This is a genomic window from Streptomyces apocyni, from assembly GCF_009739465.1.
In the GTDB taxonomy this organism is placed as follows: Bacteria; Actinomycetota; Actinomycetes; order Streptomycetales; family Streptomycetaceae; genus Streptomyces; species Streptomyces apocyni.
In genome coordinates this window covers 36,203-43,662 of record NZ_WHOM01000055.1, presented here as the reverse complement: position 1 = coordinate 43,662, position 7,460 = coordinate 36,203, and the positions used below count along the sequence as shown (strand labels likewise).

Sequence of the window (7,460 nt, the reverse complement as noted above, 5' to 3'; positions counted from 1 at the left end):
GCTCTGTGAGCCGTTACTTGATGGGCTTCAGCAGCGGCTCGATCTCTTCGATCGCGTAGGGGATCGAGAGGACCGTGTTGAAGGAGAACGCCGCGCCGACATCCGGGTCCTGGTAGGGCACGAACAGGTCGCGCTTCTCCTGGGAGACCTTCAGCTTCTTGTACAGCGGCTCGGCCTTGATGCGGTCGTTGGCCTCGGTGCTGGAGGTGACCCAGACGAGCCGGTCGGTGTCGAGTACGTCCAGCTTCTCGGCGCTCAGCTCAGCGACGTTCCAGCCCGGCTTGGCCAGCTTGTCAATCTCGGGGTTGAGCTTGAAGCCGAGCTCGGAGAAGAAGATCGCCTTGGGGTCGGTCTTGGTGAAGCCCGAGTACTTGCCCGCCTCGAAGCTGTCCGCGACGGCCAGGGTCTGCTTCGCGTACTCGGGGTGCTTGTCGCGTACGGCCTTGAACTTGGCGTCGATGTCCGCGATCTTCTTCTTGGCCTCGTCCTCCTTGCCGAGGGCCTTGCCGATCTGCTGGGTCATGGTCTGCCACGGCGCCGCGTAGTCGGCGTGGTCCTTGGGCTGCGCCACGACCTTGGCGATCTTGGAGAGCGTGTCGTACTGCTCCTTCTTCATGCCCGAGTACTGGGCGATGATCAGATCCGGCTTGAGGGCCGCGATCTTCTCCATGTTGTACTCGTCACGCTCGCCGACGATCGTGGGCTTGTCCGAGCCCCACTTGTCCTTGGCCCAGGGCCACTTGCCGTACGGGTCCTCCTTGAACCAGTCCACCGCGCCGACCGGCTTGACGCCGAGCGCGAGCACCGCGTCCTGGTCGGACAGGCCGAGGGTGACGACCTTCTTCGGCTCTTCCTTGATCTCGGTGCTGCCGTACTTGTGCTCGACCGTGACCGGGAAGGCCTCGGACCCGGCACTCTCCTTGGCCTTGCCGGCCGACTTCGTGTCGTTCTTCGCATCGTCATCGTCGGAGCCGCTGCCGCAGGAGCTCAGGGCAAGCGTGGCGGCGACGGCGAGCGCCACGCGGGGGACATGTCTGACGTACTTGCTCAGCGCGGGGCTGCGGCGGGTGCCAACGGACACGGGTGTTTCCTTTCACGGGGGTTGATCAGGTCGATCAGGTTGATCAAGTGGCTCTGGCGAAACGAGCGGGGGCAGCTTAGAGGGCGGTGCTGATCTCGTCAGCGGCGAGGCGCGGCTGGCTCGACGCGGGCTGCTGGCCGCGCTCCACGATCGAGTCGAGGATCTCTCCTACCCGGACCGCGGTGTTGGACAGCAGGGACGAGGTGATGCCGTGGGTGTGCTCGGTGCCGCCCTGGAGGTAGATGCCACACCGCAGTTCGGCGTCGGTCGCGAGTCGGTAGTCGCGTCCGACGCGGACCCGCCCCTGGTCGTCGCGGTGGCAGCGCTCGCCGACCTCACCGAGGATCCCGAGGGCGTCGGCGGACTGGTAGCCGGTGGCGTAGACGACCACGTCGGCGTCGAGCGGGGTGCGTTCGCCGGTGACCAGGGACTCGACGGTCGCACGGACCTTGTCCGGCGTCTCGACGACGTCGGTGAGGCGGGACACGTTGAGGAAGCGGAGCCGCTCCGAGCCGAGGACCTTCTCGCGGTACGCCTGGCGGTACAGGTCGTCGATCAGGTCGATGTCCACCACGGCGTAGTTGGTGTTGCCGTGGTAGTCCATCAGCTTTCGCTTGATCTCGTCCGGCGCGGTGAAGTAGTCGTCCACCGCGTCGGGGTCGAAGATCCGGTTGGCGAAGCTGCTGTCGTCCGCCGGGCTGTAGCCGTAGCGGGAGAATACGGCACAGACCTCGGCATTGGGGAAGCGGCGCCGCAGGAAGGCCACGTTCTCCGCGGCGCTCTGACCGGCACCGACCACCACGAAACGGGACGGTTCAGACTCGTCGAGCGCGTCCACCTTGGACAGCAGCTCGGAGTTGTGCCAGATCCTCTCCGTCCGCTCGACGCCGTCCGGCATCCGCGGCCGCAGGCCGGTGCCGACGACGAGGTTGCGGGCCCGGTGGACCACGGTCTCCTGGCCCGAACGGGCCGTCACATCCACGTACTCCACGACCCCGTCGCGTACGACGGGCCGTACGGCGACGACTTCGTGCCCGTACGACACCATGTCGTCGACCTGGGCCGCGGCCCACTCGAAGTAGTCGTGGAACTCGACGCGCAGCGGGAAGAGGCTCTTGCCGTTGACGAAGTCGACCAGCCGCCCCTTGCTCTGGAGATAGCACAGGAAGCTGAACTCGCTCGACGGGTTGCGCAGGGTGACCAGGTCCTTGAGGAAGGACACCTGCATCGTGGCGTCGTCGATCAGCATGCCTCGGTGCCAGCCGAAGCGCGGTTGCCGCTCGAAGAAGTGAGCGGTGACCGCCTCCTGCCTGCCGACGCGTGCGTTGTGCTCACTGAGCGCTATCGCCATGGCCACATTGGACGGCCCGAAGCCAATTCCTATGAGGTCGTGGGTCGGTGGTGCGTCGTCAGGAAGAGCCGGTGACATGTCACTCCCATCTGGGGGGCGATTGGAACTTAGGCAAAGCTAACCTAATCCTGTGCGCCTGTCGACGTTGCAAACTTAGGTAAGCCTTGCTTTACTATTCCGGTCCATCGCTGCACCTGAGGAGGAACCCTATGCGGGTCGTCATGTTCGGTTATCAGACCTGGGGACATCGCACCCTGCGCGCTCTCCTGGACTCCGAGCACGACGTGGTGCTGGTGGTGACCCACCCCAAGAGCGAGCACGCGTACGAGAAGATCTGGAGTGACTCGGTCGCCGACCTCGCCACCGAGCACGGTGTGCCCGTACTGATCCGCAACCGCCCGGACGACGAGGAACTGTTCAGCCGGCTCAAGGAAGCCGACCCGGACATCATCGTGGCCAACAACTGGCGGACCTGGATTCCGCCGCGCATCTTCGGCCTGCCCCGGCACGGCACGCTGAACGTGCACGACTCGCTGCTGCCCAAGTACGCGGGCTTCTCACCGATCATCTGGGCGCTGATCAACGGTGAGCGTGAAGTGGGCGTCACCGCGCACATGATGGACGACACACTCGACGCCGGTGACATCGTCAAGCAAGCGGCGGTGCCGGTCGAGCCGACCGACACGGCCACGGATCTGTTCCACAAGACCGTCGACCTGATCGCCCCGGTCACCACCGGCGCGCTCGACCTCATCGCGTCCGGGCACACGGACTTCACCCCGCAGGACCGGTCGCAGGCGACCTTCTTCCACAAGCGGGCCGCCGAGGACATCCGCATCGACTGGAACTGGCCCGCCGAGGACCTGGAACGCCTGGTGCGCGCTCAGTCCGCCCCGTACCCCAGCGCGTTCACCCACCACAAGGGCAAGCGCCTCGAGATCGTGTCGGCCCGCGTGTCCGAGGGCCGTTACGGCGGCACGCCCGGCCGCATCTTCTACCGCGAGGACGACGGCGTGGTCATCGTCGCCGGAGCCGACGCACGCACCGGCCGCAACCACGGCCTGGCGATCACCCGGATACGTACCGAGGACGGCGAGGAACTGCCAGCGACCGACTACTTCACGTCGATGGGCGGCTACCTCACCGGCCACCCCTGATGGTCGAGGACCCGGCCGCCGCCCCGCGCCCCACCAGCGTGCTCGACCTCAACGCCTACCTGATGTACACGATGGGCAAGGCCGCCCGTCGCAGCATCACGGAACGGCTGACGGCGCGGGGGCTGCGGCTGTGGCACGCGACCGTGCTGGACTTACTCGCCGAACTCGGCCCGCAGTCCAAGGGGGACCTGGCGACGCGCCTGGACATGCACCCCAGCGACCTCGTCAAGATCGTGAACGACCTGACCAAGACGGGCTGGGTCACCTGCACCCGGGACACGCTCGACCGCCGCCGTATCGAGGTCGCCCTGACCTCGGACGGCCGCGCCGCGCTGGCCTCGCTGAGCGCCGACATCTCCTCCGTCGACGACGACCTCCTGGCCCCGTTGACGGAGGCGGAACGCAGCCAACTCGGCACACTGCTCCGCCGCCTGCGTTCGGCCCAGCGGGCCTAGCGGGAAGCGCAGGCATAGGTGTCCGTGTCATGCGGGCCGGGCGATCGTGACGATCGCCCGGCTCGCATGACACCTACCCCCGGTACGCCTCCAGGAGCCGCAGCCACACCTCGCTGATCGTCGGAAACGCGGGCACGGCATGCCAGAGCCGGTCGATCGGCACCTCGCCGCTGACCGCGATGGTCGCCGCGTGCAGCAGTTCACCGACGCCGGGGCCGACGAAGGTCGCGCCGAGCAGGACCTCCCGGTCGAGGTCGACGAGCATGCGGGCCTGCCCCCGGTAGCCGCGCCCGTACAGGCTCGCGCCCGCTACCGAGCCCAAGTCGTAGTCGACGGCGCGGACCCGGTGCCCGGCCGCCACCGCTTCGGCGTGGGTCGGGCCGACGGCCGCTACCTCCGGATGGGTGAAGACGACCTGGGGTACGGCGGCGTGGTCGGCGGTCGCGGCGTGCGCGCCCCACGCGTCCGACTCCAGGATGGGTACGCCCTGCGCGCGGGCCACGATCGCGGCCCCGGCGATCCGTGCCTGGTACTTGCCCTGGTGGGTGAGGAGCGCCCGGTGGTTGACGTCGCCCACCCCGTACAGCCAGGTGCTGCCCTCGACCCGGCAGCTGTCGTCGACGCTCAGCCAGGTGCCCGGCGTGAGCCCGACGGTGTCCAGGCCGATGTCGTCGGTGCGCGGGGCACGTCCGGTGGCGAAGAGGACCTCGTCGGCCTCGACCATGTCGCCGTTCTCCAGGGTGAGCGTGACCGTGTCCGAGGCGCGCGAGACCGCCGTCACCGAGGTCTCGGTCCGTACGTCGGCACCTGCCTCGCGCAGTGCCTCGGCGACCAGCTCCCCGGCGAACGGCTCCATCCTCGGCAGCAGCCCCGGGCCGCGTACCAGCAAGGTGACCTGCGAGCCGAGCGCCTGCCAGGCCGTGGCCATCTCGGTGCCGACGACCCCGCCGCCGACCACCGCGAGCCGCCTCGGCGCCTGATGAGCGCTGGTCGCCTCGTGGCTCGTCCAGACCTTGGCGCCCTTGACGCCGGGGAGGTCAGGCACCACGGCGCGGCTGCCCGTGCACACGGCGACCGCGTGCCGGGCCGTGAGCACATGGTGGTCGCCCTCCGGGCTGGTGACCGCGACCCGTTTGGGTCCGGTGATGCGGCCGTGGCCTCGGTAGATCCGTACGCCGACGGAGTCGAGCCAGCCCACCTGGCCGTCGTCCTTCCAGTGCGAGGTGACGCGGTCCCGGTGTCCGAGTACCGCGCCCGCGTCCAGCGGGCCCTGGACGGTCCCGCTGAGGCCCGGCACCGCGCGGGCCTCAGCGCGGGCGATGGCCGGGCGCAGGAGCGCCTTGCTCGGCATACAGGCCCAGTACGAGCAATCGCCGCCGATCAGGTCGCTCTCCACGACGGCCGCGCTCAAGCCCGCGGCGCGGGCGCGATCGGCCACGTTCTCGCCGGTCGAGCCCGCTCCGATCACGATGACGTCGTACGCGACGGGCGGTGGGTGTCCGGGGGTGTGTCCCGGTGCGTGGTCCGGTGCGTGGTCCGGTGCGTGGTCCGGTGCGTGTTCCTGTCCGTATCGCTGTCCCATATCAGCCAGTCTTGCTGGAGGTGTGCGGCACGGCCACAGGGGGCAGCCGGACCAGTGTCCCGGAATAGGGACAACGCCCCGCGGGGTTGTGCGGGGCACACGACGTAGTCGCCCGGAAGAGGTAGGAAGCTGTGAGCACCCAGGAACTCACCAAGGACAATTTCGACGCGATCGTGTCGGAGAACGACTTCGTCGTGATCGACTTCTGGGCGGAGTGGTGCGGCCCCTGCCGCCAGTTCGGCCCGGTCTACGAGGACGTCTCCGAGCGCCACCCCGACGTGGTCTTCGGCAAGGTCGACACCGAGGCACAGCCCGAGCTGGCGCAGGCCTTCGGGGTCCAGTCGATCCCGACGCTGGCGGTCATCAGGGACCAGGTGGCGATCTTCGCGCAGCCCGGCGCGCTGCCCGAGTCCACGTTGGAGGACGTGATCGGGCAGGCCCGCAAGGTGGACATGGACGAGGTCCGTAAGGCGATCGCCACGGAGCAGAAGGAGCAGAGCGAGAAGGGCCAGCAGCAGGAAGGCTGAGAGCCTGAGCCCTCAGCGCTCCAGTACGAGGGCGAGGCCCTGGCCGACGCCGATGCACAGCGCGGCCAGGCCCGTCCCCGAGCCCGCCGCCGCGAGCTGGTGCGCGACCGAGCCCGCCAGCCTGGCCCCGGACGCGCCGAGCGGGTGCCCGATCGCGAGGGCGCCGCCGCGCGGGTTGACCACGGACGGGTCCAGGTCCGGCCACTCGGCGAGGCAGCCGAGCGACTGCGCGGCGAAGGCCTCGTTCAGCTCGAAGGTGGCCAGGTCGGCGAAGGACCGCCCGGCCTTGGTCAGGGCGCGCTGGACGGCGTCGACCGGGCCGAGGCCGAAGAGCTGCGGCTCGATGCCGGTGACCGCCGAGGCGCTGATCCGGGCCAGCGGCTCACGGCCGGTGGCGCGCAGGCCCTCCTCGTCGACGAGGAGCAGCGCCGCGGCGCCGTCGTTCAGCGGCGAGGAGTTACCCGGCGTGACCGTGCCACCGTCCTTACGGAAGGCGGGCTTCAGCCGGGCGAGTGCGGCCATGTCGGTGTTCTCGCGGACGCACTCGTCGCGGGTCAGCTCGCTGCCGTCGTACGGGACGACCTCGCCGTCGTACAGGCCCGCGGTCCAGGCCTTGGCGGCCTTCTGGTGGCTGGTGAGGGCGAAGACGTCCTGCTGTTCGCGGGTGATGCCGTGCTGGTCGGCGATCAGCTCGGCGCCTTCGCCCAGCGAGACGGTCCACTCGGCGGGCATCTTCGGGTTGACCATGCGCCAGCCGAGCGTGCTCGAGTGCAGTTGCTGGTGACCGGCGGGGTAGGCGCGTTCGGGCTTCTGCAGGACCCAGGGGGCGCGGGACATGGACTCGACACCGCCCGCGATGGCGACCGAGGCGTCGCCGAGCGCGATGGCGCGGGCCGCCTGGATCACCGCCTCCAAGCCAGAGCCGCAGAGGCGGTTGACGGTCACGCCGGGCACGGAGACCGGGAGTCCGGCGAGCAGGACGGCCATCCGGGCCACGTCACGGTTGTCCTCACCCGCGCCGTTGGCGTCACCGAACACGACATCGTCGATCCGGGCGGGGTCCAGCTCCGGCGTACGGTCGACGAGCGCGCGGACGACGTGCGCGGCCAGGTCGTCGGGGCGTACGGAGGCGAGGGCGCCGCCGAACTTGCCGATCGGGGTGCGGACGGCGTCGACGATGTAGACGTCGCGGACGGCGGGGCGGGTGCTCATCGCTGCGGGCTCCTGAGGTTGTCGGGGCGGGTCGAGTCTCTGGGCGCGGATGCGCGGTGTCAACGGCCGGTTGATCTCCCCGGCCCGGGAAACTC

7 protein-coding genes are annotated in these 7,460 nt (G+C 69.3%); 3 read left to right on the top strand and 4 right to left on the bottom strand.

The window, feature by feature from the left end; translation table 11 throughout:
- Window positions 1–13 precede the first annotated feature (13 nt).
- Both GCN81_RS15180 and GCN81_RS15175 read right to left on the bottom strand, forming a co-directional pair.
- The gene (locus GCN81_RS15180; RefSeq protein ID WP_197287646.1) at window positions 14–1,081 is read right to left on the bottom strand and encodes an iron-siderophore ABC transporter substrate-binding protein; all 1,068 of its coding nucleotides are present in this window, start codon (window positions 1,079–1,081) and stop codon (window positions 14–16) included.
- Window positions 1,082–1,157: 76 nt separating this feature from the next.
- Window positions 1,158–2,510 carry a lysine N(6)-hydroxylase/L-ornithine N(5)-oxygenase family protein gene (locus tag GCN81_RS15175; protein WP_156725142.1) on the bottom strand — a complete coding sequence of 451 codons (1,353 nt, stop codon included), beginning with the start codon at window positions 2,508–2,510 and terminating at the stop codon, window positions 1,158–1,160.
- A gap of 131 nt (window positions 2,511–2,641) precedes the next feature.
- On the opposite strand from GCN81_RS15175, the gene GCN81_RS15170 reads away from it, so the two are divergent.
- Together GCN81_RS15170 and GCN81_RS15165 are read left to right on the top strand one after the other, a co-directional pair.
- Window positions 2,642–3,589, top strand: coding sequence for a methionyl-tRNA formyltransferase (locus GCN81_RS15170; RefSeq protein ID WP_156725141.1), 948 nt, complete (start codon window positions 2,642–2,644; stop codon window positions 3,587–3,589).
- On the top strand, window positions 3,589–4,044 hold the full coding sequence (locus tag GCN81_RS15165) for a MarR family winged helix-turn-helix transcriptional regulator (RefSeq protein WP_156725140.1): 456 nt from the start codon (window positions 3,589–3,591) through the stop codon (window positions 4,042–4,044). Before GCN81_RS15170 ends, GCN81_RS15165 begins: the two co-directional genes overlap by 1 nt.
- 73 nt (window positions 4,045–4,117) lie before the next feature.
- On the opposite strand, the gene GCN81_RS15160 is transcribed toward GCN81_RS15165, so the two are convergent.
- Window positions 4,118–5,626 (bottom strand): dihydrolipoyl dehydrogenase family protein, encoded by a 1,509-nt coding sequence (locus GCN81_RS15160; protein WP_156725139.1) that lies wholly within the window; start codon window positions 5,624–5,626, stop codon window positions 4,118–4,120.
- Window positions 5,627–5,757: 131 nt separating this feature from the next.
- Here GCN81_RS15160 and trxA point away from each other — a divergent pair, with 131 nt between their 5' ends.
- The gene (trxA, locus tag GCN81_RS15155) at window positions 5,758–6,153 is read left to right on the top strand and encodes a thioredoxin (RefSeq protein WP_156725138.1); all 396 of its coding nucleotides are present in this window, start codon (window positions 5,758–5,760) and stop codon (window positions 6,151–6,153) included.
- 12 nt (window positions 6,154–6,165) lie between these two features.
- Here the strand turns inward: trxA and GCN81_RS15150 are convergent, their stop codons facing one another.
- Window positions 6,166–7,365, bottom strand: coding sequence for a thiolase family protein (locus GCN81_RS15150; RefSeq protein WP_156725137.1), 1,200 nt, complete (start codon window positions 7,363–7,365; stop codon window positions 6,166–6,168).
- Between the last annotated feature and the right edge of the window lie 95 nt (window positions 7,366–7,460).

Coding starts and splice junctions, on each gene's coding strand:
- GCN81_RS15175 (WP_156725142.1), bottom strand. CDS start 2,510: ATGTCACCGGCTCTTCCTGACGACGCACCACCGACCCACGACCTCATA.
- GCN81_RS15170 (WP_156725141.1), top strand. CDS start 2,642: ATGCGGGTCGTCATGTTCGGTTATCAGACCTGGGGACATCGCACCCTG.
- GCN81_RS15165 (WP_156725140.1), top strand. CDS start 3,589: ATGGTCGAGGACCCGGCCGCCGCCCCGCGCCCCACCAGCGTGCTCGAC.
- GCN81_RS15160 (WP_156725139.1), bottom strand. CDS start 5,626: ATGGGACAGCGATACGGACAGGAACACGCACCGGACCACGCACCGGAC.
- GCN81_RS15150 (WP_156725137.1), bottom strand. CDS start 7,365: ATGAGCACCCGCCCCGCCGTCCGCGACGTCTACATCGTCGACGCCGTC.